This window comes from Bradyrhizobium sp. 153, assembly GCF_023073835.1.
Taxonomy (GTDB): Bacteria; Pseudomonadota; Alphaproteobacteria; order Rhizobiales; family Xanthobacteraceae; genus Bradyrhizobium.
Window position 1 is genome coordinate 17,793 of record NZ_JADPKH010000141.1, and the last position, 24,192, is coordinate 41,984.

Here is a 24,192-nt window from a genome sequence, read left to right on the forward strand (position 1 = left end):
ATGTCTGACATTGCCGATCTGTTCCTTGGCTCCAGCTCGCGCGGCATCGTGGTGCCGGAGAATTTCGAGCCGCCGAAAAATGCCGGCGGCATCCCGCTCTCGCAGGTCGTCCGCGGATCCGACGTCTGGAACGCCTTTACCGGCCCGACATCGGTCAACGGAATTCCGGTTTTGACGCCGCAGACGGCGGCGACGGTGACCGCGATCTATGCCTGTTGGTCGCTGATCGCTGGCGCCATCCAGACCCTGCCGGTCAACATGATGGCCGTCGACATCGCGAGCGGCGAGCGCGCCCGGATCTACGACGACCAGCTGCTCTGGGTCCTCAACGAGGAGATGGCGCCGCGCTGGCCGGCGCCGGTGGGCTGGGAGTTCCTCGCCAAGTCGATCCTGGCCGAAGGCGACGCCTTCGCCGTCATCAAGCGCGACCGGCTGGCAAAACCGATCGGCATCGAGCCCGTCCATCCGCTGCGCGTGGTCAACGGCATCGATCCCGCGACCAACCGCATGGTCTATATGATTTCGCCGGAGATCCTGCCGAACGGGCAGATCCTCGGCGAGCCGAAAGTCTACGATCAGGACGATGTGATCCACATTCCGGGCTTCGGCTTCGATGGGCTGCGCGGCATGACGCCGCTGCGCTATTCGCTCCGCAACGCCGGCGGCGTCGCTTTGGCCGCGCAGGATTATGCCGGCCGGTTCTTCTCGAACGGGGCGCGGCCTGACTACGCGCTGTCGACCGATCAGCAGCTCGGCGAGCCCAAGATCAAGGAGCTGCAGGGCCTGATCGACGAGCGGCACCGCTCGACCGAAAACGCGCACCGCCCGATGTTGCTGCATTCGGGCCTCAAGATGACGTCGCTGCAAATTTCGGCCAGCGACATGCAGCTGCTCGGGCAGCGCCAGTTCCAGATCGAGGAAATCGCCCGCGCCTATGGCGTGCCGCCGTTCATGATCGGCCACAACGAAAAGACCACATCCTGGGGCTCCGGCGTCGAGGCGATGTCGATCGGCTTCGTGCGCTACTCGCTGCGGCCGTATCTCAACAAGATCGAGCGCGAGCTGGACCGCAAGCTGTTTCGCACGCGCGCTCGGGCGACGCGGTTTGATACCTCCGATCTCGAGCAGGCCGACACCAAGACGCTGTACGAGTCGCTGCGCGTCGCGGTCGGCCGCGCTGGCGAGCCGCAAATCATCACCCAGGATGAGGCGCGCAAAAAGCTCGGCATGACGTCGCGCAAGGGCGATGCCGATAAGCTCGGCGTCAATGCCGCCGCCGCCGCCAAGCCCGCGCCGACCGAGCCGACCGATCCCGCACACAAGGACGATTGAGCCATGAAAAGTCGCCTGCTGAACCTGCTTGCCGCCAACCGCAAGCGCGGTTCGTTCCGCGCCGAGACCTCGAATTCCGGCAACGTGATCGAGATCTATGACGTGATCGTCTCGTCCGAGATCGATGCCGAATGGTTTGGCGGCGTCGCGGCACCGGCCATCGGGCGCGCGCTCAAGGGCATGAGCGGCACGGTGCACATGCGGATCAATTCCCCTGGCGGCGACGTGTTCGCCGGCGTCGCCATCGCGCAGTTCATGCGCGAATATGACGGCGAGATCATCGTGCACGTCGATGGCTATGCCGCTTCCATCGCCTCCATCGTCGCAATCGCTGCGGACAAGGTCATCATGGCGCCTGGCTCGATGATGATGATCCACAAGGCCTGGACCTTCGGCTTCGGCAATTCCGACGATCTGCTCGCGACCGCCGAGCTGCTCGAGAAGATCGACGGCCAGCTTGTCGAGGCCTACGTCAAGCGCGCCGGCGGCAAGACCTCGGCCGAAGACTTCGCGGCCATGCTCAAGGCCGAGACCTGGTTCACGCCGCAAGAGGCGATCGATGCCGGGCTTTGCGACGAGGTCACGCCCGACAAGGACAAGCCGGAGGCGCAGGCGCTCTGGGACCTCTCCGCATATGAGCGCGCGCCGAAAGCCGCGCCGGCGCCCAATCAAGCATCCGAACAGGCCGCAGCAGAGCGTGAGGCTGCCGCGGTTCAGGCCGCCGCCGACCAGGCCGCGGCCGCTGACCTCGAGCGTCGCAAGCGCGTCACGGCTGCGCGGCTGCTCCAAACGACTGCCTAGGCGCGCCGCGCAAAGGACAGACCTGCCGCGTCGAAGCCTCGCCGCGGTTCTTTCAACCTGCAAAATGGAGCACTCGAATGCTGAGCATTCAGGCACTGCGCGAGCAGCGCGCGGCGAAAGCCAAGGCGATCAACGACCACGCCACCAAGAAAGACTGGAATCCGGCTGTCGACCAGCCGGTGTGGGACGCGATGATGGCCGAGCACGACGCGCTGTCGGCGCAGATCAAGAACATCGAGACCAGCCTGGCGCTGACCGCCGAGCTGATCCAGAACGAGACCGTCGCCGGCCGTGCCGAGCAGCTCGCGCATGACCGCAACTCGCCCGGCCTCGCCATGTTCGCCAAATGGCTGCGCGGCGGTGTCAGTGCGCTGACGATCGAGGAATGCACCACCATCCGCAACACGCTGTCGACCTCCACCGGCAGCCAGGGCGGCTTCACCGTGCAGACCTCGGTCGCAAAGCAGCTGCTCGACGCGCTCAAGGCGTTCGGCGGCATGCGCGCTGTGGCCGAAGTGTTCCAGACCGAACAGGGCAACGACATCTCGTTCCCGACCTCGGATGGCACCTCCGAAGTCGGCGAACTGATCGGCCAGAACACCACCGCGACCGGCCTCGATCCGACCTTCGCCGCGCTCACCCTGTCCGTCTACAAGTATTCGTCCAAGGTTGTGGCGGTGCCGTTCGAGCTGATCCAGGACAGCCAGATCGACGTCGAGGCCTTCGTGCGCTCGCGCCTGGTGACCCGTCTTGGCCGCATCACCAACACGCACTTCACCGTGGGCACGGGCACCGGCCAGCCCAATGGCGTCATCACGGCCGCCGGCGTTGGCGTCACCGCGGGCGCCGGGACCAGCCAGGTCACGGCCATCACCTACGGCAGCTTGATCGACCTGGTGCATTCAGTCGATCCGGCCTATCGCGCCCTCAACAACTGCCGGTTCATGATGCATGACCAGTCGGTCAAGGTGATCCGCAAGATCGTTGACGGCCAACAGCGGCCGATCTTCGCGCCGGGCTATGAGACCGGCAATCCCGGCGGTGCACCGGATCGGCTGCTCGGCTATCCGATCCAGGTCAACCAGGACGTCGCCCAGATGGCGGCGAACGCCAAGTCGATCGCGTTCGGCGACTTCTCTTTCTACAAGATCCGCGACGTCATGGATGTGACGCTGTTCCGCTTCGATGACTCCGCTTACGCCAAGCTCGGCCAGGTCGGTTTCCTGGCCTGGATGCGCTCCGGCGGCAACTTCATCGACGTCGGCGGCTCGGTGAAGCTGTTTGTCAACGCGGCGACCTGATCGCCTTCGGGTCGCATGCTTGGGGGGGGAGGGGCCGGGATCATCTCCCGGCCCTTTTTATGTAAGGGCAATTTTCCCAAGGAGGTTCGAGAACCATGAAAGTGATCATGACGTCCTATCACACGCTCGCGGACGGTACGGAGCTGAAGCCGGGCGATCCGCACGAGCACGACGAGGCCGAGGCCCGCCGCCTGGTCGGCGTTGGCGGCGCGCGCTTTCCGACCAAGGAGGACGAGACCCGCCTCGAGGCGCACGATCGTGAGCAGGCGAAATCCAAGTTTCGCCAGCAGCTCGAGTCATCGACGGTCGACGAGCTGAAGGCGGGTGCCGAGCAGCGCGGCATCGATCTGAAGGGCGCGACCAAGAAATCCGACATCGTCGCGACCATCGTCGCGTGGATGGACGAGCGCGAGGCGGCCGAGCGGGAAGCCGCCGAGGCCGCTGCCAAGGCACAGAAGTAACGACCACGTCCGGCCGCTGTCGAGGATCTCGCAATGTTTCGCAATAACGATATCAGCGATGGCGGCCGTGCGGTTCTGGTCGTTCCGCCGACTGACGACGTGGTCACGCTGGCCGATGCCAAGCAGATGCTCGGCATCAGCGGGACCGAGCAGGACGTGCTCATTCAGGCGGCCATCTATGCCGCCGTCGACAATCTTGACGCCGCTTCCGGTTGGCTCGGCCGCGCCTTGCGGTCGCAGACCTGGGAGCTGCAGCTACGCTCTTTCGATGACCGGCGCGCCAAGATTGCGCCGTTCGCGAACCCGCTGGCGATCCCGCTGCCTTACCCGCCGCTGCTGTCGATGGTTTCGGTCAAGTATTACGATGTGTCAGGCGTTGATCAGACCTTGGCCTTTGGGGCCGGCTATCGCGTTCTCGGCCTCGGCGCGCCGCTTGAGCGCCAAGCCATTGCGCCGGTCTACAATAGCGCCTGGCCCGTTGCGCGCGCCGACGATGCCTCGGTGCGGATCCGCTTTATCTGCGGTTATGACGAAAATCAGAACGTGATGCCGCGCCAGCTCAAATCCGCCGTGTGCCTGGCCGTGCGCGAGCTGCTGCCGCTGCTGCAGCGGGACCAGATGTTGTTCGAGGACCGCGTCGAGGGCGTCGGCTCGAAGCGCTACCAGAGCAATCCCGAATTCGCTGCGGTGACCCGCAAGGCGATTGCCGGGCTTCTCACCAACCTGTCGGTCTACTGATGTCGAGCCATATCGTTGCGCTGCCGCAGGGCCTGGCGCGGGCCGCCTGGCCGTCCAAATCGCCGGACGAGGTGCAGGATTACGGCGCGGATTGGCGGTCGCGCTTGGCAAAAGACGAGACAATCGCATCGTCGACTTTCGTGCTGCCGCCAGGTGTGGTCGCCAGCAAGTCGACTTACAGCGGCGCGGTGGCTGAGGTTCGGATTTCCGGCGGCGCCAATGGCGAGCTGTATCGGATCCTCAATCGCATCACCACGACCGCCGGGCGGACGCTCGAGCAGGCGATCCACCTCGGGGTCATGAGCAAGTGACGTGGATGCCGTTACCGCGCTTGTCATCGTTGCGCATCGGCGCCTGCGGCTGCGCCGGCTGCTGGTCGCGATCGAGCGCAACCCGCAATTATTGGAGGCTATCGACATGAACCGAACCATTGGCCGGCCGATCCAGCTCGCCGGCTTCGCCGGCCGCCTCTCCCGCGCCGAGAAGCTCGAGACTGAGCTCGCCGTCACCGGCGAGCGCTATGACACCGTGCTGGCCGACATCGACGACCAGCATGCCGCACTCAAGACGCATGTGGGCTCCCTCGAGGCCACGCGCTCGGCGCTCGACCAGGTCATCAGCCGCATGACCGCCGGGAGCAACGGCGGCCCAAACGATGGTTCGGAATCCTCGAGCGACTCGAGCGGCGCCGCGGTCGGCCAAGTGATTGAGGGGAAGGCCGAGCTATGACGCCGGCCGAGGCGCTCGACAGCCATCGGCGCATGCTCGCCGAAAGCGGCAGCGGCACCGTGACCGTGCGTCGCTACGCCGGCAAGGGCGCGGCGCGTGCCGTTGCGGCCGAAGCCGACGCGCTGGCCCGGGTCGCGATGTACAAGCCGGAGCAGGTCGTCGGCGCGGTTGTTCAGGGCGACCGAAAAGCGATTGTGATCAATGATCCCGCCGCGGCCGTTCCGTCCGGCAAGGTGTCGCTCGCGTCACTGCTGCCGTTGTCCAAACATACCGATGCGCTCGTGATCGGCGGCGCCGAGGTCTCAATCGAGGGCGTGGATGATCAGACCAGGCGCATCCAGGGCGTGCTGATCGCGCTCGAGATCCAGGTCCGCGGCTGATGGGGCAGGTATTCGACCAGGCCGATTATCGTCGGCGCCTTGATGCGCTCGACAGCTCGAACATCTCGATTGGCGACGAGGTGTCGGATATCGCCGAGGGTTGGGCGACGGGCACTGGCTCTGGGCCGCTGGATGCGCGCAAGTCGATCCTGCTGGCCAAGCAGGAAGCGCTGCGCCACGCGCGCAAGGAGCTGATCAGGGCCATTCGTGCGGCGGACGACGCGCAGCGGGCCAACAATGTCTTGCCCGTCGAAGTGGAGCAGATCGTCACCGGGGGCGCGGCGGACGAGCTGATCAAGGTATGAGGCTGATCTTCCGTTATTCGGCGATGCAGGACATCGTCGATTTCGCGCTGGCGACCTTGCGCGAGCGCTCGCCGGTCGGCTCCGGCACGGATCAGCATCCCGGCCTCTACCGCGACAGTCATACCGTGTTCCTGAACGGCCAGGTGGTGCCGGACGGCAATGTCGACGCGTTCCGGTCCGGCGACCAGATCAACATCTCAAATCCCGTGCCTTATGCGCGCAAGATCGAAATCGGCCGCCTGACCATGTCCGTTCCGCCGCACATCTATGAGGACGCGGCGGCGATCGTCGGCGGCCGCTACGGCAACCGCGCCGCCGTCAAGTTTACGTTCATGCCGGTGCGGTTTGGCGGCATCGCGGCCTTCGCGGCGTTCTCGAAACAGATCCGGCCGGGCCGGCGCATGTCGGAGAAGGCGCGCCAGGATTGGCTCTCGCGCCAGCCGGCGATCGAAATTAGGGCAAGGTAACAACGATGGGTGACTATGCCGGCGCCGTCGCCGCGGCGCGCGCCTTCCTCGAGGCTGGCTTTAGCGCCGCGCCGGTCCAGTTTCAAAACGAGGATCCGCCGCAGCGGCCCTGGCCGCCGGCGTCGCCGCCGTTGCCCTGGTGCTATTTCGAGATGGTGCAGCTCGACGATCGCCTGCGCGGCGTCGGGCTGCCTGGAAACCAGGTCTGGCTCGCGATCGGTCGCATCAGCATCAACGTGTTCGTGCCGAAGGGCTATGGCCTGGCCGATCACCTGGCGATCGCCGGCCAGCTCGACACGCTGTTTCGCAGCAAGACCATTTACAACGGCGAGCCCGGCGTGGCCCTGCGTTTTTGGAGCGAGCAGGGGCAGGGGCCCAGCATCCAAGGTGGCGACAGCAGCAGTGACGACGGCAACTGGTTCGGCGCGGCCGTTGTGATCCCTTTCCAGCTTTTTTACGTCAAATAGGAGCGGACGCAGATGTATCAGTCTCAATCGGCTGGCCTGGTCGCCTACAAGGTGCAGGCCTCGCTTGGCACGCAGGCCTCGGCACTCAGCGCCAATCTGTTGCGCATCGCCGGCGGCCCCGGCGCCAAGGTCTCCAAGGCCGCCACGGAATCGGTCGAGGTGCGCAACGACGGTTTGTCAACCCGCGGCCGGCATGGTTCGCAGAAGGCCACCAGCGCCTATAACGGCGAAATGTCGCTCGGCTCGCATGATCCGATCGTCGAGGCGATCATGCGCGGCACCTGGGACGCGACCGCGCTGACCAAGACGCAGGCCGATTTCACCTCGCTGACGACCGGGGCGAACACCATCATCCTGGCGAGCGGCAGTCCGATCGCGATGGGCTTTCGCGTCGGCGATGTCATTCGCGCGACCGGTCTGCCGGATGCCGGAAACAATGGACGCAACCTCCGCATCACCGCGCTGAGCGCCACGACGATTACGGTGGCCGAGACGCTTGTGGTGAACGCGGTTGCGGACACCTCATGCTCGCTCACCCGGCCCGGCAAGCGCCTCATCAACTCCGCGCCCCTGGTCAAGCGCTATTTCACCTTGGAGGAGTACGAATCCGACATCGACCAGTCGACGGTGCTGACCGATTTCGTCTGGGGCACCGGCAAGCTGTCGATGTCCGCCGACGGTCTGATCCGCTTCGATCCGGGTGGTATCGGCACCGGCGCAGCGCAGGCGCTGACCACGGGCGCCTCGCCCTACTTCACCTCGCCGGTGGCGCCGACCGACGTGCCGTTCTCGGTCGTCGATGCCACCATCCGGTTCGGCGGCACCGACCTTGTCGAGCTGACCAGCTTCGATCTGTCACTCGACATTCAGCCCAACGCGCCGGTCACCTTCGGTTCGGGAAGCCAGAAATATTCGCCCGACGTCTTCACCGGTCCGCTCAAGATCGGCATGAACCTCACTATGCTGCGCAAGTCGCTGGCGATCTTCTCCGACTTCCTGGCCGAGACGCCATATTCGCTGCACGTGCTCGCGGTCGACAACATGAGCGAGCCGAAGGACTTCATGTCGATTGTTGTGCCGAATTTCACGCTCGGCGGCGTCGATCCCTCGGCGCTGTCCAAGCAGGGTGGTCCGCGCACGCAGTCGATCACCATCCCGCCGGCGCTGGTCGGTGTCGATACCTCGGCGACCGGCAATGGCTCGATGATCTCGTTTCAGACGACGGCGCCTTAAGGCCAACGGCGCCGGGGACAACAGGAGGCTACCTTGAAAGACGACGTTCTGGATCTGGCGTCACTCGACGCTCTCGACGAGGCGGTGCTCGTCATCCGCCATCCCACCACCGATGCACCGACCGGGTGGACCTGGACCTTCTTCGGTCCGGCCCATCCGGTCACCGTCGAGCTGGCCGACCGCTTCTCGCGTGAGGCCTTGCGTAAGGCCGCGGCACGGCGCCAGGCGCAAGCCAATGGCCGCAAGTGGAAGGAAGACGAGCAATCGCCGGACGATCTCAATCGCGAAAACGTCGATGGCATCGTCGCGCGCACCAAGGGCTTTTCGACCATCAAGCTCAACGGCGAGGAACTGGTGTTCTCCAAGGAGAAGGCGACTGAGCTGCTGCTCGACCGCCGCAAGGGTTGGCTTGTGAAGCAGGTCATGGAGTTCCTGCGAGCCGAGGAAAATTTTATTCCGCCCTCCGCGACGAGCTGAGGGCGTTCGCGACCAAGACGTTCGAGCTGGGGCGCCCCGAACAGGATGGGGTGACCTGGCGCGGCGTGCTCGAGGGGCTTATCGAACGCGCCCGCGATCCCAAGCGTCGCGCCGAGTATGAGGCCGAGCTGTTCTGCCCGCCGTGCCCGCCAGCACTGGCGCACATCTGGAACGCCTTTGCCCGGCTCGGGGCGCGCCGCGCCTCTGGCTTCGGAACGGCGCCCATCAGTTTCCTTGAGATCGAGGCGTTCCAGCGGCTGAGCGGGATCCGGCTCATGCCGCTCGAGGTCCGCCTGATCGAGGAACTCGACGACCTCTATCGCACGATCATGTCTGCAAAGGCGTAAGTGATGCCGCAAGCAGTTACCGAGCTGGTTATCGACACCGACACGTCCGGCGCCGATCAATTCTCGGCGGCCATGGACCGTGCCGGCGCATCTGCCGGCTCGGCGCAAGCGAGTGCGGCGCAGATGACGCTGGCCATCGCCGGCGTCGGCGTCGCCGTGATCGCCGCGGTGCAGGGATTGCGATCCTTCTATGACTACGTCGGCCGGCAGACGCAGGAGCTGGTCGATCTGGCCGACAAGGCCGATCTCGCCGGCATGAGCATGAAAGAGTTGCAGGAGTCGTTGTTTGCGGCCCGTGCGAGCGGCGTCTCCGACAAGGACTTCTTTTCCGGCATCGACAAGCTCGCCGCCGACATCGCCCAGGCCAGCCAGAAGACCACCGAGTTCGGCGAGCTGTTCCGGCAGAATGGCCTTGCGATCAAGCAGGCCAATGGCGAGCTGATCACGACCAAGCAGGCGCTGACCGACATCATGGGCCTGATGCAGGGGGCGACGCCGCAGGTGCAGCAGCGCCTCGCGCAGATCGTCGGCGTGTCGGCGTCCTGGATTCCGTTCCTCAAAGCCGGCGAAGACGAATTCGAGCGGCTGAAGCAGCGCGCGCAGGATCTCGGCGTCATCATCGACGATGCCACCATCGCCAAGGCCCGCGAGTTCAATAGCCAATGGAAAGAGGCCGTTGCGACCTGGGATCTGCAATTCAAGGCGTCGATGGCCTCGATCCTGCCGCTGCTGACGCAGCTGGCGACGCTGGCGAGCCAGATCCTCGGCGGCATTGGCTCAGTATCGGGCACGGTCGGCCGCTGGCTGACGCCGGAAGGCCAGATGACGTCCGCGCAGCTCAACGACCAGATCAACGACGTCTATCGCCTGCGCGAGGCGGTCGAGGCGCTGGGTGGCAGTCTCAATGAGACGACCAGGATGAACTCGGTGGCGGGCTTCAAGGCGGGAAATCTCGCCGGCTCACTGCAGCTGCCGGAAAACGTCACCACTGCGGATATCGATCGCAAGCTCGAGGAGCTGCAGGGACGATACGACGCGGCTGCGAGTCGGATTCGGGTCACGCCGAACCAGGGTAACGGCACCGTCCTGCCCGACATGTCCGGCGGCAATGCGCTTGACAAGCAGATCGAGCAAATCGACCGGCACATTGCCAAGATGAAAGCCGAAGCCGAGGCGGCCGGTGAGGGCGCCGGCGCCCTCGAGCAGGCGCGGACCGAGGCGCTGCTGTACGACGCTGCGCAGAAGGCCGGTATCACCAATCTCGAGGACTATGCCGGGAAGTTCTATAACCTCGCCGAGCGAGCCGGCGAGGCTGCGCAGGCGCTGGCACGGGCCAAGGTCAGCGCTGATATCAAGTTCAACCGCGAGACCGCGTTCCTCTCGCCTGGTGACCTCGCCATCGCGCAGCAGCTGCGCGGCGCCTATGGCAGCGTCGCTGAAGCGCTCAATAGCGCGCAGGCCGCGCAGATCCGCTTCAACACCACGCTGCGCGAGTTGTCGCAGCTCGGCCAAGAGGTCAATCGCGGTCTGTTCGTCGAGTTCGGCCAGAACCTACGCAACGGGCAGGGGCTGTGGCAGGCGTTCGAGAATGCGGGCCTCTCCGCGCTCGGCAAGATCGCTGACAAGCTGGCGCAAATGGCGGCGGATCAGCTCTGGCAGGCCGCCTTCGGCGGCAGCGGCGGCGGTTTCGGCGGGCTGGGCAGCTTGTTCGGTCTGGGCGGCAGCGGAAGCGTCCCCACCTGGTCATCTGGTCTAGGTGCGGGGACCGGCGGTCTCTCATTTCCCATGTTTGCCGGCGGCACCAATTCGGCGCCGGGCGGTCCGGCCATCGTCAACGAGGAGGGCGGCGAGATCCTCGATCTGCCGTCAGGCACGCGGGTCATTCCGCACGACGTCTCGATGGCGATGGCGGCGAACAGCAACCAGGCGGTCAATATCACCTACGCGCCGCAGATCGACGCCCGCGGCGCCGATGCGGCCGCGGTCGCCCGGCTTGCTGCCAACCAGGTGCAGGAGCGGCAGAATTTCGAGCGCAACGTGCTGGCCGTGATGGCACGGGCGCGCGCCAACAATCCGGGGGCGTTCAAGTGACTACCATCTATGAATTCCCGCGTGAGTGGTATTCGTTCCTGAAGATCTCGTTTTCCCTGCGCGCAAGCTCGCAGGTCAGTCCGCGGCCGTGGGCTGGCGGTAATTCAATCTATGGGCCGCACGCGCAATTATGGATGCCTAAGCTGACGGTCGCGCAGATCGTCGGCGATGGCTGGCAGGCGCGCGCGGCGTTCTTTTCCCGGCTCGGCGGTCAGGCCGGCCTGCTGCGGATCTCCGATCCGGCGCGGATCGCGCCGCAGTACAATATGGCGCGGGCGCCGACGATCGCCGGCTTCTCCGACGGCTCATCTTTCAGCGACGGCAGCGGTTTTGCCAACGGCATGTTGCCGCCAACCGCCTATGTTGCCGCGGCGAGGTCGCGCGGCGATTCCGACCTGGTCGTCGGCGGTCTGCCGGCGTCAATCCCAGCAGCACTGCAGCCTGGCGATCTGCTCGAGATCCGCCCCAACGGCGTGCCGGCGGATTTTCCGCATCTGTACGAGGTCATGGTGCCGGGAGCGACCAATCCCACCGGCCAGACCGGCGTCGAGATCCGGCCGCGGCTGCGTCGCGACATCGCGCCGGGCGACATGGTCGTGCTGTCCTATCCGACCAGTGTTTTTCATCTGGTCGATGACAGCCAGGGCGAGATCGAGCTGTCAGCGCCGAATTTTGCCAACCACGGCTTTTCGTTGGTGGAGGCGATCGAGCGAACATGACCGCGCCGCTCACTGCACGTATGGCCGCAGCGCTGCGCGCGCGGAGGCCGCTGGCGCTGCTGGCGGAAATCGAGCATCCGAGTGGCGCGGCTCGGCTATGGACCGGTGTCGGCCCGCTGCAATGGAATGGGCAGACGTTCCGAGGATCTGGGACGCTCGGCACGATCACGCCGATCAAGCACACCTCGGGATTGGCAATCCAGGAGATCAATTTCGGGCTCGCCGGCGTCGATCCGCTCGAGGTCGCCAAGCTCGACGATAACGTCCGCAATCTTGCCGGGCGGGTGTGGCTTGCCTGTATCGATCCGGGCCAGAGCGTGGTCCCCGATCCCTATCAGGTCGTCGACGCGCAGCTCGACTACCAGACCTTCGCGGCCTCGGCCGATGGCGTTGCGACAATCTCCATCACGGCCCGGACGGGCTTCTATTCTCTCGAGCGGGCACTCGACGAGGCGTGGACGTCGGAAGAGCAGAAGCTGCTTTATCCGGCCGATGCCGGCCTCGACATGATCCCGGCTCTGCAAAATCAGGATCTGCAATGGACGCCGGCCTAAGACGAGAGGCGCTCGAGCGCGCAGTTGTTGCCGCCATGGATGCGGCCGGTCGCTCGGCGATGCAATGGGGCCGGGATGATTGCGCACTTTGGTGTGCGAACATCCTGCGCCAGGTGCTGACCTACGACGGCGCGGCGCGCTTTCGTGGCCGCTATCGGACCAAGATCGGCGCGCATCGGGTGCTTGGAAAGGCGGGGCTTGCCGCAGCGCTGCGCGAGGCGGCGCGGCGCCACAAATGGCGGCGCGTAAAGCCAGGCGCAGAACTGCCTGGCGACATCGGCCTGGCGCTGATCAGTGGCGTCGCCTCGACCGTCATTTGCCGTGCGCCGGGCTGGTTCGTTGGCCGCAATGAAGCCGGTTTCACCGCGCTTCCCACCAGTGCCATCCGCATCATCTGGGCTATCGTCTGACATGACCTATTTGCCGCCGCACGTTTCGGCTTGGGCGATCGAGCGCGTCAAGCGCGATCCGCGCCTCGCCGCGGAGATCTCCGCGGCTGCACGGCGCCTCAAGCGCGATTATCCGCGCATGACGCCGGAGGAGCGCACCTTGCGCGCCGATCCGATCACGATCGGGACCGCCATTTTCGCGGCCGTCGGCGTGGCGGCGTCGACCACGGCCGCCGCGATCGTCGGGGCCGCCGTTCTTATCGGCGCTTCAATTGCGGTCAACTATGCGGTTGCGGCGCTGACGCAGAAGTCCAAGGGATCGGGCTCGCTCGGCAATTCAGCTGACCAGGTCGGAGCGGCGAGCATCAATTCGCCGGCGATCAAATACAACGAGCGCCAGCCGATCCCGTCCAAGCGCATCATTTACGGCACGGCGCAGGTCGGCGGCGCCCTGTTCTTCGAGCAAGTCAAGGCGCCGTTTCTGTTCCAGGGCTTTCTGATCTGCGCAAAGCAAGTGACCGCGTTTCGGAAAGTCTGGATCGGCTCGCAACAGATCTCGTTTTCTACACTGTCGCCCGACGCCGTCCTCACGCCGCTCGGCATCACCGGGCAACCGAATTATCCGGAGCGCCTGGCGGTGTCGTTTCGGCTCGGTTCGCGTGACCAGGCGGCCGACTTGCTCCTGCAGGACGACGAGCTCGTCAAGCTGTCGGGATCGAACGGCACGCCGATCGGAACCTTGACGCGGGGCGCCGGGCTGGCTGCGGCGTTCGACGGCGTCGTTTACAAGCCGTTCGCCTCATGCGCCGCGACAACGCTCTCGACCACCGGCTACATCGGCAAGGATTGGGGCGTCGGCGTCAGCAGAAAGATCGCCTACTTCGTGTTTACCATGCCGACCGACGCGAGGCCGGTCGGCACGCTTGAGTTCTATCTCGAGGGATCCAACGACAATTTTGCGACGGTGACGACACTCGCGCATGTGCCGCCGGCGACGTATGACGGCGGCGAAAGCAAGGCTGTCCAGAGCGGCATCGACACCAGTACGGCTTACCGTTTTCACCGGCTTAGGATTGTTGCCTCGAATGCCGCGGCCGGGCCACTCGGGATCGTTACGCTGGCGCAGCTGGTGTTTTATGAACTCGTCGGCGCAGTCTTGCCCTATGCGGAATTTCGTCAGCGCGGCATCGCGACCGCGGTCCTGCGCTATCACTACGGCATCGACTACAACGAATTCACCCAGCTCTGGGGCCAGGTGCAGCGGCCATCGCCTTATTTCCTGGTGGACGGCGTCGCCCTGCCGGACCCGCGCCAGCCAGGTCATATCCTCGATTGGGATCCAAGCGATCCGGATTCGGTTGCCGAAGCCGAGGCGAGCTGGTCTTGGAGCAACAATGCCGCGCTCGTCCAGACGCACTATCTGACGCAGCGCTATGGCGGGCGGATCAATCCGTCGCGCATCAATTGGGACAAGGTCGCCCGCGCGGCAGATTGGGATGACGGCCTGGTCGCCTGCAAGGACGGGACGTTCATCAAGCGCCACACGATCGATGGCGTTGTGACGCTCAACCAGTCGCCCGCGGACGTGATGGGCGCGATGATTTCCGCAAACCGCGGCTTCGTTCTCGAGAGCGCCGGCAAGATGTGGCCGAGTTCGTCAGTGCCGCGGAGCGCCGTCGCCGCGATCCGCGACGAGCTGCTCACCGGCGCGATCGAGTACCGGGCGGCAAAACCCAAGCGGGACATGGCCAACCGTGTCAAGGTTCGTTTTGTCGCCCAGGAGCGGGAATATCAGACGGCCGATGGTCCCGTGCTCGACCGTGCAGATCTGCGCGCTGCCGACGGCGAACTGCTCGACGCCACGCTCGAGCTGCCGTTCACCATGGATCATCGCCGCGCGCAGCGGCTGCAAAAGGCCTTCCTCGAGACAGCGCGGCTCGGCCGCCAGATCGTCTGCACCTGCGACGTCGCGCTGCTGGCCGAATGCGCTGACGATCTGATTGGTTCGGCGGTGACATTCGATAGCGTCCTGTTTGCGCAGGCGAATGGGACGTATCTCTGCACCGAGTGGGGCTTCGCCGACAACTTCGCTTCCATCGCGCTGACGTTGATCGAGTACGACGCCAGCATCGAAACCGACTATCTCGCCGCCAACGACGAGCAGCCTTTCGTCCTCGCCGATCTCACAGTGAGCTGACATGACGGTCAACCATGACGCCGTCGCCGCGCTGCCGACCGCAGCGCCGGCGAACAAGATCCTGTTGCGTGATCTCCTGACGGTCCGGATGCCTTACGTCCTGGCCGATGTCGACTCCGCGCTAAACCTGGTCGCGCTCGATCCGGATACCGGTGCCGCGATCGTCGACATCATGTTTCTCGGTCGAGTCTTTCACTACGACCCGGCCGACCTGACCACGGCGCATGACGGCACCACCTGCCTGGTCTCGGCTGAGGGGCGGCGTTACAAGCTGGCGAGCGGGACAGACGTTTTCGCGTATGCTGTCCTTTCCAACGCGCTGAGCACGCCGCCGGCGTCGCCGGCCGCTGGTGATGCCTATCTGGTCGCGGCCGCCGCGACAGGCGCCTGGGCTGCCAAGAGCGGTTATGTCGCGGTCTACACCAAGCGCGGCTGGGAATTCGTCAACTTCGGTGTCGGCCGGTTTATCTACGTCGAGGCGACGGATTCTTACTATCACAAGAATGCTGGCGGGACCTGGGTCAGCGGCTTCGGGTCGCAGACGCTGCCGGCCGCGTCCGTGCCGCTGTCGGCTGCGATCAATTTCGGTGCCTTCGTCCGCGTCACCAACCAAACGACAACGGCGCCGCCGGCCGGGCCCGCCGTCGGAGATGCCTATATCATCGGTCCAGGCGCGACCGGAGTCTGGGCCGGCAATGACGGCAAGGTGGCCATTTGCGAGGTCGCTGGATCCTTCACGATCTACACGCCGACCAATGGCTGGCTCGCTTACGACCGGGCGCTGAAGACCTCTTACCTGTTTGATGGCGCGTCCTGGAAGCCGACGAACGGCGTCTGGATCGGCCGGGCCTCCGCGTTCTCGGCTGGTGGATCCGTCAGCAGTCCTGGGGGGAACAGCAACGGCTACACCTACAGCATCGTGACACCGCCTAACTCGCTGCAGAGAAGATCGGTCGATATCGCCACCGGTCTGTCCTATGCCGCCAAGAAAGCGGGAGCGCTGCTCCGCTTCCACTACACCGCAGACTGCCGCATCGCGCTCGGAACGAGCGGCATCAATCAGAACCAGAATCCAGTGGTGCTCGCTCTATTTCGAGATTCCGAGGCGAACGCGATCGCATGGAAGATCGTCGGGCTTTGCGTCGAGCTGTGCTTTCTCAACATTGCGGCGATGAACACTTGCATCAACGACGTCTTCGAGATCACGGCATCGGATACCGCCTCGCACGTCTACCAGGTCGCCATCATGAGCGGCGGGTCCAACGTTAACGGACTGAGTCTCGACAACATCAACCTGACCAATCGCACCCTCTCGGTGCAGGAGGCCGCGTAAATGACTACCAATCCCATTGAGCAGATCGGCGGCCTGACCTCTAGCGCGAACGTTCCGAAAGCGGACATCGTCGCGTGGGGCAAGGGGCGCGTTGCCCAGGTGTTGGCCGACGTGAGCGAGTTGCGCAGCACGACCCTGGCCGGACAGAACGCCGTGCAGGTCAAGTCGCTGAAGCAGGCCTATTACATTGACGTGGCGGACACCACGACGGCCGATGACGGTGTATCCTGTATCGTTTCGGCGGACGGCTTCCGTTTCAAGCCGGCCAAGCTGCTGCCGACGGGCAATATCGTCGGGGACAGCGATGCACAGACGCTGACGAACAAGGCGATCGACGGCGGCTCGAACACGCTGACGAACATCGCGATTGCTAGTCTCGCTGCCATCGGCGCGGCGACGTTGCTCGGCAATCCTGCTGCGGCAGGCGCTCCTGCGGAGGAGTTCAGCATCCAAAGTCTTGCGGAGTTGCTCACGCCGCACTTCGCGAGCGACTTCATTCTGGCATACGACCACACCTCCGGGCAATTTCGGAAGATTGCTCCGAAAACCCTTGTGCCGGAGGGCTCAGTCGACACGATCGCCGCCTTGAAGGGTACCGACAAGACCTCGCGCGCGCGCATGCAGGTCAACGGCTATTACACCCTGGGTGATTGCCGGCCGCGTGTCTATTGGTACGACTCGACGGATACCACGAGCAGCGACAACGGCGGCACGATCATCGTCGCGACGGACGGCGCCCGCTGGAAATTGATCGGTCCGGTCAGTGTGAAAATGTTTGGTGCTAGGGATAATGGCACAGATCAGACCACGGCCGTGACGACAGCCCTGAACTATGCTGCCACGACCGGCGTCCCGCTCGACTTCGATGGCGCGATTTTCTCGGTGACCCAGGTCGTCATCACTGGCAAATCCGGCCTCCGTTTTGGCAGGGGTGGGCTCGTCGGTCTCGCAGGATCGGCTACAGATTCGATTCTCACCTTCATTAATTGCGTCGACGTGACGTTCTATGATCACTTTTCAATCAACGGCAACTACAACACCAACTATAGTTACGGGCTGCATGGTTATACGACCGGGGCGGGGCAGTCGGTCCAGTACTTCAATTTGACCAACGTCATTTTTAACGCCTGCAAGATTGGCTGGGCGTTTGGCAGTACGTCCCGCTCAGATGACACGATCAGCGAAATCAACTTCTTCGGCGGCCGCACCTATGGGTGCCCTGGTATCGGCATCGGCATCGGGAAGAACACGGTCGTTAATACCCATGGCTGTACGTGGCAGTCGGATTTTGGAACGTCGCCAGGCAGCTGGGGCAGTCTGCCGAACATCGGTCTCGAGGCGAAGGGAGCAACGCTCAACATCAATGGTGGCGAGCTGCTCTATGTCCTGAACACGACGGGCTCGCTGACCGCAATCACGGGTCTCTCCAGTGGCACTGGAAACGTCTACGGGAACATTAATGTCAAGGATGCCGTGGTCGAGTGCGCAAACATGCTTGCATCGACCGGCGCGGCGGGTGTGTTGTCGCCGAGTGGCGGCGCCATCAACTTTAGCGGATGCCGCACCGTGTTCACGACTGACGTGGTCGGCGGATCTGTCCAGCTCGAGGCGTCGTTTGCTGGGCGCGTCACCATCGTCGGCAATTCCGGATTTTCGGTGAACGCGCGCACCCAGTGGAACATCAATGCTGTCAGCAACACGACTGCGATCATCACGACCGATATGCAATCGTTTGGGGTCAACTGCCTACAAGGTTACGCTGGTCTGAACGGCGGCGCGCAGCAGATCGTTATCGACGGCGATTGTGCCGCCTGGACGGCGTCGACGCCGACCGTCACGGCGCAAAGCGGAACGATCACTACGCTCGGGACTTGCGCAGCGAGCTACCTCAGGTCCGGTAAGAGCGTGGAGTATACGTTCGACATCCAAATCACCACAGCGGGTACGGCAGCCCAGGCGATCAAGGTCTCGCTGCCGTTCCCCGCGAAAGCAGGCAAGAACTTTGTTGGCGCGGTGTACGAATACGACACTGCGGGCGCGGCCGGTACAGCGGCGATCAATCCGACGGTGAACGACGCAAACAATGTCTACATTCGCAACGCCTCGGGCGGCTCGTTTTTTGCCAATGGTCGCAAGGTGACCGGGACCATCAAATACGAGATGGCGTAGGCCAAGCCCCGCGCAACTCTGACCGGCGCTCCGGCCGCATACGAGCTGCCCTCGCGCCATCGCCTGCGAATTCCCGCAACTGACAGCAATGGAAACCTCTCTCATGCTCGACCTGCATGGCATTTCGCGTGCGTCGTTCGATCTTGTCGTCGCCGAGGAAGTGACGAGTCAGCCCGTCTATGAGCGCCGATATCGCCATGTCCTGGAGTACCCCGGCGAAAGCTCCGGCCCGACCGGCGGCATCGGCTACGATTTCGGCGCGCAGACCAAGGCACAGATCCGCGCCGATTGGGGCGACAAAGTCGATGCCGCAATGCTGGGTGTGCTGGTCGGCGCTGCCGGCAAGCGCGGCGAGGCGGCCGCGGCCTATTGCCGGGCGACCCGCGGCAAGGTCGACATTCCCTGGGATGTCGCGCTCGATGTCTTCGCAAACCACGACCTTCCGCGTTATCTCGAGGTCCTTGAGCGCTATTGTCCTGGCGCCGGCCGCCTAGGGCCGGACTGCAAGGGCGTGCTGTGGTCGATCGCCTTCAACCGCGACGCTGCCGGCTTCGTCAAGCCAAACCAGCGCTATGCGGAGATGCGCGAGATCCGCGCCTGCGTCGCCTCCGGCGATCTCGCTCGCATCCCCGGCCTGATCCGCTCGATGCAGCGGCTGTGGCCGAAAACCTCCGGCCTCTATGCCCGGCGCGAGCGCGAAGCAAAGCTGTTCGAGAAGGGTCTCGCTGAGCACCACCCGGAGGAGCACGCCCGACTCGAGCACGTCGCGCCAGCGCCGGACCCTGACGTCGTGGTCCAGGTCCAGACCCGGCTGCGCGAGCTGGGCTATTTCGATGCCGGCGCGATCGACGGTCAACTGGTGCCGAAGGGCCGCACCGAGGCGGCGATCCTGGCGTTCCGGCATGAGCACGATCTGCCGCTGGTGCCGGGCATCGACGACGATCTGCTCGCCGCGCTGGTCCGGGCTGAGCCGCGCCAGGTCTCGGAGATCCGAAGCCAAGCAACCGCGAAGGACCTGCGCGAGCAGGGCTCGGAGACGATTCAAATCACCGACCAGGTCAAGGGCTGGGCCGGCAAGCTGTTCGGCAGCTCCTCGACGCTTGGCGTCGGCGGCCTGCTCGCCTGGGTCACCGACAAGGCGACCGCGCTCTCCGGCGCCCGCGACGCGGTCGGCGGCCTCGGTATTCCGCCGGCGGCGATCGTCTGGCTGCTCGCGGCCGTCGTGGTGCTGGTGCTGATCGCCGGCCTCGGCGTGCTGGTCTGGTTTGTCGCGCACAAGATCGAGACCAAGCGCGTCGCCGATTACCGCACGGGCAAGAACACATGAGCGCGATCATTCCTGTCATCGTGCAGCTCGCCAGCCTCGCCGGCGTCAAGCTGTCTCCGTTCAAGGCAGGCGCGCTGGTCGCCGCCATTCTCGCGCTGCTGGTCGCGATCGTGGCCGTGACCGCAGGCGTGCATCTATACAACGCCGGCTATGCGGCGGCGGACGGCGCCTGGCGCGAGAAGGCGCTCGAGGCGCAGCTCGCAGCCATGCGCGCCGATCGCGATGCCGCGCGCGCTGCGGCGGCCGATGCGGCGCTGCGCGAAGCCGCCATCACTCAACGGGCCGAGCAGGAAAGGGCGGGGACCGATGCCTATGTCGAGCAGCTTAAGAAACAGAACGAGGCGCTGGCGGTTGCCGGCAAGCCGAACGCTTGCAGTCTCACTTGTGATGATCTGCGCGGGATGCGCATCAAATCCAGTGCCTGCGGACCTGCAGCGAGAGCTGCCGGAGCCGCCGGCGCAGATCTTCGCGCCCGTTGGCGACCCCTCCGCAAAACTCCGTGACGATGCCCGCGAGCGGATGGCGCGCACGCGCGATGCGCTGAGGGAAGCGAACGACCGGCTCGCGGCTGGCCGGGCCTGGTACGAGGGCGTTCGGCAGAGCTACGGGGGTGAGGGGCAGCATGACGGAAAGTGAATCGATCCAGGCGGCACTGCGCGAGATGGCGAAGTCGATCGGCGGGCTCGAGTCGACTGTCACCACGCTGACGCGGCAATGGCGCGACCAGGATGAGAAAGCCTCGCTCGGTCGCCGCGACTTGCATCAGAAGATCGACGCGCTCGTCGACGATCTGCGTACGCTCGAGGGCCTGGTCAAGGCGGCGATCTCCGACATCGCGATCATGAAGCCGATCGTCGACGGTGTTATCGAGGCGCGGCAGCAGGTCAGGGGCGCAGTCAAAGCGGGCCGCTGGGTGCATTGGCTGATTTTCGGTAGCGGCGGCGGCGCTGCCGCGCTCTGGGTCTTCTCGCATTTCTTCTCGGTGTCGCTGAAATGATGAAGCTCGAGCCCCAGATTCTGCGCCACGGCTATGATGCCGCCGCGCTCGGCGCAGCCGTCACCGAGATCCTGATCAGCATGGCCGTCATCTTCGCGCTGTGCACGGCCATGGCGGCGCTGTCGGAGTTGCGCCGCGGCATCTCGGCAGCGGTCGGCTGGTTTGCGCTAGGGCTTGTCGGCGCCGTGCTGGCGGCGGCCTTCGCTGTGCACGCGGCGATGCCCGCCAGCGGTTGCGAGCGGCGCTTTGCCGGTCTTGCTTCGTACTATTCCAATGGCGAGAGCGGCAGTCGCACGGCCTCCGGCGTGCGCTTCGACGATGCTCTGCCGACCGCGGCGCATCGCTGCTTGCCGTTCGGCACGCGCCTGCGCGTCAGCCGGGCAGGGAGATCCGTCATCGTCACCGTGAACGATCGCGGCCCGTTCATTCGCGGTCGCGTGCTCGATCTCGCGCGCGCGCCGGCGGCGCAGCTCGGCCTGCTTGGGCCTGGCATCGCGCGCGTCGAGGCGGAGGTCGTCGATTAGAGATCCGCGCCGGGCGGTTTCCCGGCATTTGCAATCAAACCACGGAGGTTCGAGTGAGCTATTCATTCCAGGTGACCGCCCCGACGAAGGCGGCCGCAAAAGCGGCTGTCGCCGCCAAGTTGGACGAAGTCGTCGCGAGCCAGGCGATCCATGCCCGCGATAAGGCCGCGGCGCTCGCCAATGCCAACGCTGCGATCGACCTGCTGGTCGACGACGCCTCGAGCCATGTCGCGGTGTCGTGCAACGGCTGTGTCGGTTGGCGCGAGGTGCTTCGCGAGGACGTCAGCAACGACCTGCATTCGGCGTCGCTGTCGTCGAGCGCGAGCCTCGTTGCGCCGCCTGCCACCTGAATTCGTCCGCAAGGCCTCCTGCGGACGATGATCGCCTGGTCGAATGTCCCCTCGACGGGTGATCCGGCCCGGCACGCTGATTCCGGCAGCGTGCCGGGCTTTCGTTTGCTTGTGGACAAAATGCCCGCTCTTGATGCGTGTGAACCAAAAAAGAGTGATCAGTTTCCGTACACCTTTCGATTGCGCGTCAAAAAAAGAGCGTTTATCCATGTTCGCAACCTTGAGGGGGCAAAGCGTCTGATGACTGGGAATGGGGTTCTCGCTCCGGTGCGGGAGGTGCGGACGCTGACGGGGCTGCGCGGTGTCGCCGCGCTTTGGGTGGTGTCACTGCATTACACGATTGGCGCCGGCTGGAGTGGTGCCGGCTTCTGGTATGCCGTGGCTGCTGTCGGCAATCAGGGCGTCATCATCTTCTTTCTGCTCTCCGGGTACATCCTCAGCTATGTCTATGAGACCTCCACGGCGCGGCATCCGTTAGCGACCTATGCCCCGTTCATGTGGGCGCGGATCGCGCGGATCTATCCACTGCACTTGGTGACGCTGGTCGCGTGGGGCGGTCTCATCGCACTCGGCTTGGTGCCGCGGCTGCCTGGCGATACGCCTGTGACTTTCGTGCAGAACCTGCTGCTCGTCCAGGCCTGGGGCTTTACCGGCGACACGTCCTGGAACGCGCTGTCTTGGACCGTCAGCATCGAGCTGTTCTGCTACCTACTGTTCCCGTTTGTTGCCTTCGCTCTGGCGCGCCGGTCCGTGCTGTTTTGCGCGGCGGTGCTCGGCATCAGTCTGGCTTGCGTTGGCTTCGTGCCCTACGACCGCCTGCTGCGCCTGGTCGGCTTATCGCGCGACCTGCCGCTCTCATACGGCTTTTACGTCTCGCATTTTGGTTTTCTATTCCTGGCTGGCATGGCGCTGCAGCGCGTGACGGCCTGGCTGCATGCGACCGTGCCGCATCAGCGGCTGTTTGACCTGCATTTGCTTGTGGGCTTGTGGATCGTCATGGTCCATGCGCACCCTCCTGTGTTCGACTGGACCATCGCGGTCGGCTCTAGCTTGGTCATCATCGGCATCTCGACGGACAGTGGGCTCGGCCAGCTGCTGTTCGGCAATCGGCTGATGGTGTTTCTGGGCGAGATCTCGTACGCGCTCTACCTCACCCACGGCATGTTCCGCCTGGTGTTTCATCACTACGCGCCGGCCGTCTCGCTGCCGGTGACCGCTTTGCTTGCCCTGCTGTTCGCTGTGGTGGTGCATTACCTGGTGGAGCGCCCAGCGCGTGCGGCGCTGCGGCGGCTGCTGCCCCGGCTCGACGGATTCAAAATCCCCGCTCCATCGTCGGGTGTACTCGGCTCTTGAGCAGGATCGAGTCCCGCTTTATTTGAGCGGCGGCCAGCAGCGGTCGTCACGTCCAATGGGAACGTCCGGCGAGTGCATCTGCTCGTGTTCAGCTCCTGGCCGCTCCTCAATCGTCGGGCATCGTTTCGAGAGGATACTTCTTGGCCAGGCAATCCACCGGCTTGTCCTCCTCGGCATCGGTGAGCTTGCGTAATCCGAGGAGTTGGGCCTCAGTTCGGCTGCGATAGATTTCCACGTGGTCTCGCCAGATCTCCGCCCTAGGGCCGCGAAACCCGCGGAGCCATACAAACCAAGCTGCCATCAGAAGAGCCTTAGAGACTAGAACTCCCGGGTCATTGCCGGGTGCTTTCGGTTTTTGACCTTGATCCAGTCGCAGGTCCGGGGCCGATAACGCCGCTCGCGGTGCTTGGAAACGATGCCCTCGAGCTCCATGCGGCAGGCGGCCACGAACAGGTCGGGGCCGATCGCACCGGGCTCGAACGGCGCCACGAAGATGCCCTCGGGCTGCCGGCGTAGCAGCTTGCCGAGCTGGGCCTTGCGCGCGTGCAGCGGATGGTCGCGCAAATCGTCGCCGTCATGGGCTAGCAGGTCGAAGGCGTAGAGCTGCGCCTCTGCGTCATGGCGGCGGGAATGCAGCGCGTCGAAATCCGAGATGCCGCGAACGTCCAGCACCACGATCTCGCCGTCGATCGCAAAGTGCGTCTGGCGCATCTTCAGCGCGGTCTCGACGATGAACGGAAAGCGCCAGGTCCAGTCAAGCCCGGCCTTGGACTCGAGCTTGACCTTGTCGCCGGCGCGCACCAGGCGCGCGCGGTAGCCGTCATATTTGATCTCGTGGAGCCAGTCGGCGCCGACAGGCACGGCCTTCGCCGCCTTCGGCACGCAGAATTCGAACGGTTGGGGCATGGCTCGCAGCTAGGCATCCGGCAGCTGGAATGCCAGAGCGCGGGGCGTTCCGCACAGCGGTATCGCTCCGGTGATTTCTCCGGTGATTTTGTGCCCCACCGCGCCCCAAATCGCCGCTTTGTGCCACACACGTTCTAATCAAAACGTGTATTATTTTATTGCGCGTCTGGCGAATGTCTTTGATCGCTAAAGGTTTTTCCTGGCGATCCCGGCAGGACTCGAACCTGCAACCCGCGGAGTAGAAA

General features: G+C 64.6%; 29 protein-coding genes. 27 read left to right on the forward strand and 2 right to left on the reverse strand.

Annotation, left to right across the window (positions count from 1 at the left end):
- The 27 genes from IVA91_RS32090 to IVA91_RS32220 all read left to right on the forward strand — a co-directional run bounded on the left by IVA91_RS32090 (position 1) and on the right by IVA91_RS32220 (position 23,041).
- A complete protein-coding gene (locus IVA91_RS32090; RefSeq protein WP_247460224.1) occupies positions 1-1,332 on the forward strand; it encodes a phage portal protein in 1,332 nt (443 codons plus the stop codon).
- A 3-nt stretch (positions 1,333-1,335) separates the two neighbouring features.
- Positions 1,336-2,133, forward strand: a complete 798-nt coding sequence (locus tag IVA91_RS32095; RefSeq protein ID WP_247460226.1) for a head maturation protease, ClpP-related — start codon at positions 1,336-1,338, stop codon at positions 2,131-2,133.
- 77 nt (positions 2,134-2,210) lie between these two features.
- Positions 2,211-3,434 carry a phage major capsid protein gene (locus IVA91_RS32100; RefSeq protein WP_247460228.1) on the forward strand — a complete coding sequence of 408 codons (1,224 nt, stop codon included), beginning with the start codon at positions 2,211-2,213 and terminating at the stop codon, positions 3,432-3,434.
- A 95-nt stretch (positions 3,435-3,529) separates the two neighbouring features.
- Positions 3,530-3,895 (forward strand): hypothetical protein, encoded by a 366-nt coding sequence (locus tag IVA91_RS32105; RefSeq protein ID WP_247460231.1) that lies wholly within the window; start codon positions 3,530-3,532, stop codon positions 3,893-3,895.
- A gap of 33 nt (positions 3,896-3,928) precedes the next feature.
- A complete protein-coding gene (locus tag IVA91_RS32110) occupies positions 3,929-4,633 on the forward strand; it encodes a hypothetical protein (protein WP_256466427.1) in 705 nt (234 codons plus the stop codon).
- Positions 4,633-4,944 carry a hypothetical protein gene (locus IVA91_RS32115; protein WP_247460235.1) on the forward strand — a complete coding sequence of 104 codons (312 nt, stop codon included), beginning with the start codon at positions 4,633-4,635 and terminating at the stop codon, positions 4,942-4,944. Before IVA91_RS32110 ends, IVA91_RS32115 begins: the two co-directional genes overlap by 1 nt.
- Position 4,945: 1 nt before the next feature.
- Complete coding sequence (locus IVA91_RS32120) at positions 4,946-5,362, forward strand: hypothetical protein (protein WP_247460237.1); 417 nt, start codon at positions 4,946-4,948, stop codon at positions 5,360-5,362.
- Positions 5,359-5,742 (forward strand): hypothetical protein, encoded by a 384-nt coding sequence (locus IVA91_RS32125; RefSeq protein WP_247460239.1) that lies wholly within the window; start codon positions 5,359-5,361, stop codon positions 5,740-5,742. The genes IVA91_RS32120 and IVA91_RS32125 overlap by 4 nt, the downstream gene beginning before the upstream one ends.
- Entirely contained in the window at positions 5,742-6,047 is a 306-nt protein-coding gene (locus tag IVA91_RS32130) for a hypothetical protein (RefSeq protein ID WP_247460241.1), read from the forward strand. Before IVA91_RS32125 ends, IVA91_RS32130 begins: the two co-directional genes overlap by 1 nt.
- Positions 6,044-6,514 (forward strand): hypothetical protein, encoded by a 471-nt coding sequence (locus tag IVA91_RS32135; protein ID WP_247460243.1) that lies wholly within the window; start codon positions 6,044-6,046, stop codon positions 6,512-6,514. The genes IVA91_RS32130 and IVA91_RS32135 overlap by 4 nt, the downstream gene beginning before the upstream one ends.
- A 5-nt stretch (positions 6,515-6,519) precedes the next feature.
- Complete coding sequence (locus tag IVA91_RS32140; protein ID WP_247460245.1) at positions 6,520-6,981, forward strand: DUF4128 domain-containing protein; 462 nt, start codon at positions 6,520-6,522, stop codon at positions 6,979-6,981.
- Positions 6,982-6,993: 12 nt separating this feature from the next.
- The gene (locus tag IVA91_RS32145) at positions 6,994-8,214 is read left to right on the forward strand and encodes a phage tail tube protein (RefSeq protein ID WP_247460248.1); all 1,221 of its coding nucleotides are present in this window, start codon (positions 6,994-6,996) and stop codon (positions 8,212-8,214) included.
- Positions 8,215-8,247: 33 nt separating this feature from the next.
- On the forward strand, positions 8,248-8,691 hold the full coding sequence (locus tag IVA91_RS32150; RefSeq protein WP_247460250.1) for a branched-chain amino acid ABC transporter: 444 nt from the start codon (positions 8,248-8,250) through the stop codon (positions 8,689-8,691).
- A 50-nt stretch (positions 8,692-8,741) separates the two neighbouring features.
- Positions 8,742-9,038, forward strand: coding sequence for a hypothetical protein (locus tag IVA91_RS32155; RefSeq protein WP_247460252.1), 297 nt, complete (start codon positions 8,742-8,744; stop codon positions 9,036-9,038).
- Positions 9,039-9,041: 3 nt separating this feature from the next.
- On the forward strand, positions 9,042-11,129 hold the full coding sequence (locus IVA91_RS32160) for a phage tail tape measure protein (protein WP_247460273.1): 2,088 nt from the start codon (positions 9,042-9,044) through the stop codon (positions 11,127-11,129).
- A 134-nt stretch (positions 11,130-11,263) separates the two neighbouring features.
- The gene (locus IVA91_RS32165; protein WP_247460275.1) at positions 11,264-11,848 is read left to right on the forward strand and encodes a hypothetical protein; all 585 of its coding nucleotides are present in this window, start codon (positions 11,264-11,266) and stop codon (positions 11,846-11,848) included.
- Positions 11,845-12,402, forward strand: a complete 558-nt coding sequence (locus tag IVA91_RS32170) for a hypothetical protein (protein WP_247460277.1) — start codon at positions 11,845-11,847, stop codon at positions 12,400-12,402. Before IVA91_RS32165 ends, IVA91_RS32170 begins: the two co-directional genes overlap by 4 nt.
- Positions 12,387-12,812, forward strand: coding sequence for a hypothetical protein (locus IVA91_RS32175; RefSeq protein WP_247460278.1), 426 nt, complete (start codon positions 12,387-12,389; stop codon positions 12,810-12,812). Before IVA91_RS32170 ends, IVA91_RS32175 begins: the two co-directional genes overlap by 16 nt.
- A gap of 1 nt (position 12,813) precedes the next feature.
- Positions 12,814-14,988: a hypothetical protein gene (locus tag IVA91_RS32180; RefSeq protein ID WP_247460280.1), complete on the forward strand. Its 2,175-nt coding sequence runs from the start codon at positions 12,814-12,816 to the stop codon at positions 14,986-14,988.
- A 1-nt stretch (position 14,989) separates the two neighbouring features.
- Entirely contained in the window at positions 14,990-16,321 is a 1,332-nt protein-coding gene (locus tag IVA91_RS32185; protein WP_247460283.1) for a DUF2793 domain-containing protein, read from the forward strand.
- The gene (locus IVA91_RS32190) at positions 16,322-18,490 is read left to right on the forward strand and encodes a hypothetical protein (RefSeq protein ID WP_247460284.1); all 2,169 of its coding nucleotides are present in this window, start codon (positions 16,322-16,324) and stop codon (positions 18,488-18,490) included.
- A gap of 103 nt (positions 18,491-18,593) precedes the next feature.
- Positions 18,594-19,817 carry a peptidoglycan-binding protein gene (locus IVA91_RS32195; RefSeq protein WP_247460286.1) on the forward strand — a complete coding sequence of 408 codons (1,224 nt, stop codon included), beginning with the start codon at positions 18,594-18,596 and terminating at the stop codon, positions 19,815-19,817.
- Complete coding sequence (locus IVA91_RS32200) at positions 19,814-20,320, forward strand: protease IV (RefSeq protein ID WP_247460288.1); 507 nt, start codon at positions 19,814-19,816, stop codon at positions 20,318-20,320. Before IVA91_RS32195 ends, IVA91_RS32200 begins: the two co-directional genes overlap by 4 nt.
- Before the next feature lie 119 nt (positions 20,321-20,439).
- Entirely contained in the window at positions 20,440-20,814 is a 375-nt protein-coding gene (locus tag IVA91_RS32205; protein WP_247460290.1) for a DUF1515 family protein, read from the forward strand.
- Entirely contained in the window at positions 20,814-21,338 is a 525-nt protein-coding gene (locus IVA91_RS32210) for a septal ring lytic transglycosylase RlpA family protein (protein WP_247460296.1), read from the forward strand. The genes IVA91_RS32205 and IVA91_RS32210 overlap by 1 nt, the downstream gene beginning before the upstream one ends.
- Before the next feature lie 53 nt (positions 21,339-21,391).
- Entirely contained in the window at positions 21,392-21,688 is a 297-nt protein-coding gene (locus IVA91_RS32215) for a hypothetical protein (protein WP_247460291.1), read from the forward strand.
- Positions 21,689-21,715: 27 nt separating this feature from the next.
- On the forward strand, positions 21,716-23,041 hold the full coding sequence (locus IVA91_RS32220) for an acyltransferase (protein ID WP_247460293.1): 1,326 nt from the start codon (positions 21,716-21,718) through the stop codon (positions 23,039-23,041).
- Between the two features lie 106 nt (positions 23,042-23,147).
- Here the strand turns inward: IVA91_RS32220 and IVA91_RS36915 are convergent, their stop codons facing one another.
- Both IVA91_RS36915 and IVA91_RS32225 read right to left on the reverse strand, forming a co-directional pair.
- The gene (locus tag IVA91_RS36915; RefSeq protein WP_256466428.1) at positions 23,148-23,276 is read right to left on the reverse strand and encodes a hypothetical protein; all 129 of its coding nucleotides are present in this window, start codon (positions 23,274-23,276) and stop codon (positions 23,148-23,150) included.
- 83 nt (positions 23,277-23,359) lie between these two features.
- Positions 23,360-23,947 carry a DNA ligase gene (locus IVA91_RS32225; RefSeq protein ID WP_247460294.1) on the reverse strand — a complete coding sequence of 196 codons (588 nt, stop codon included), beginning with the start codon at positions 23,945-23,947 and terminating at the stop codon, positions 23,360-23,362.
- Between the last annotated feature and the right edge of the window lie 245 nt (positions 23,948-24,192).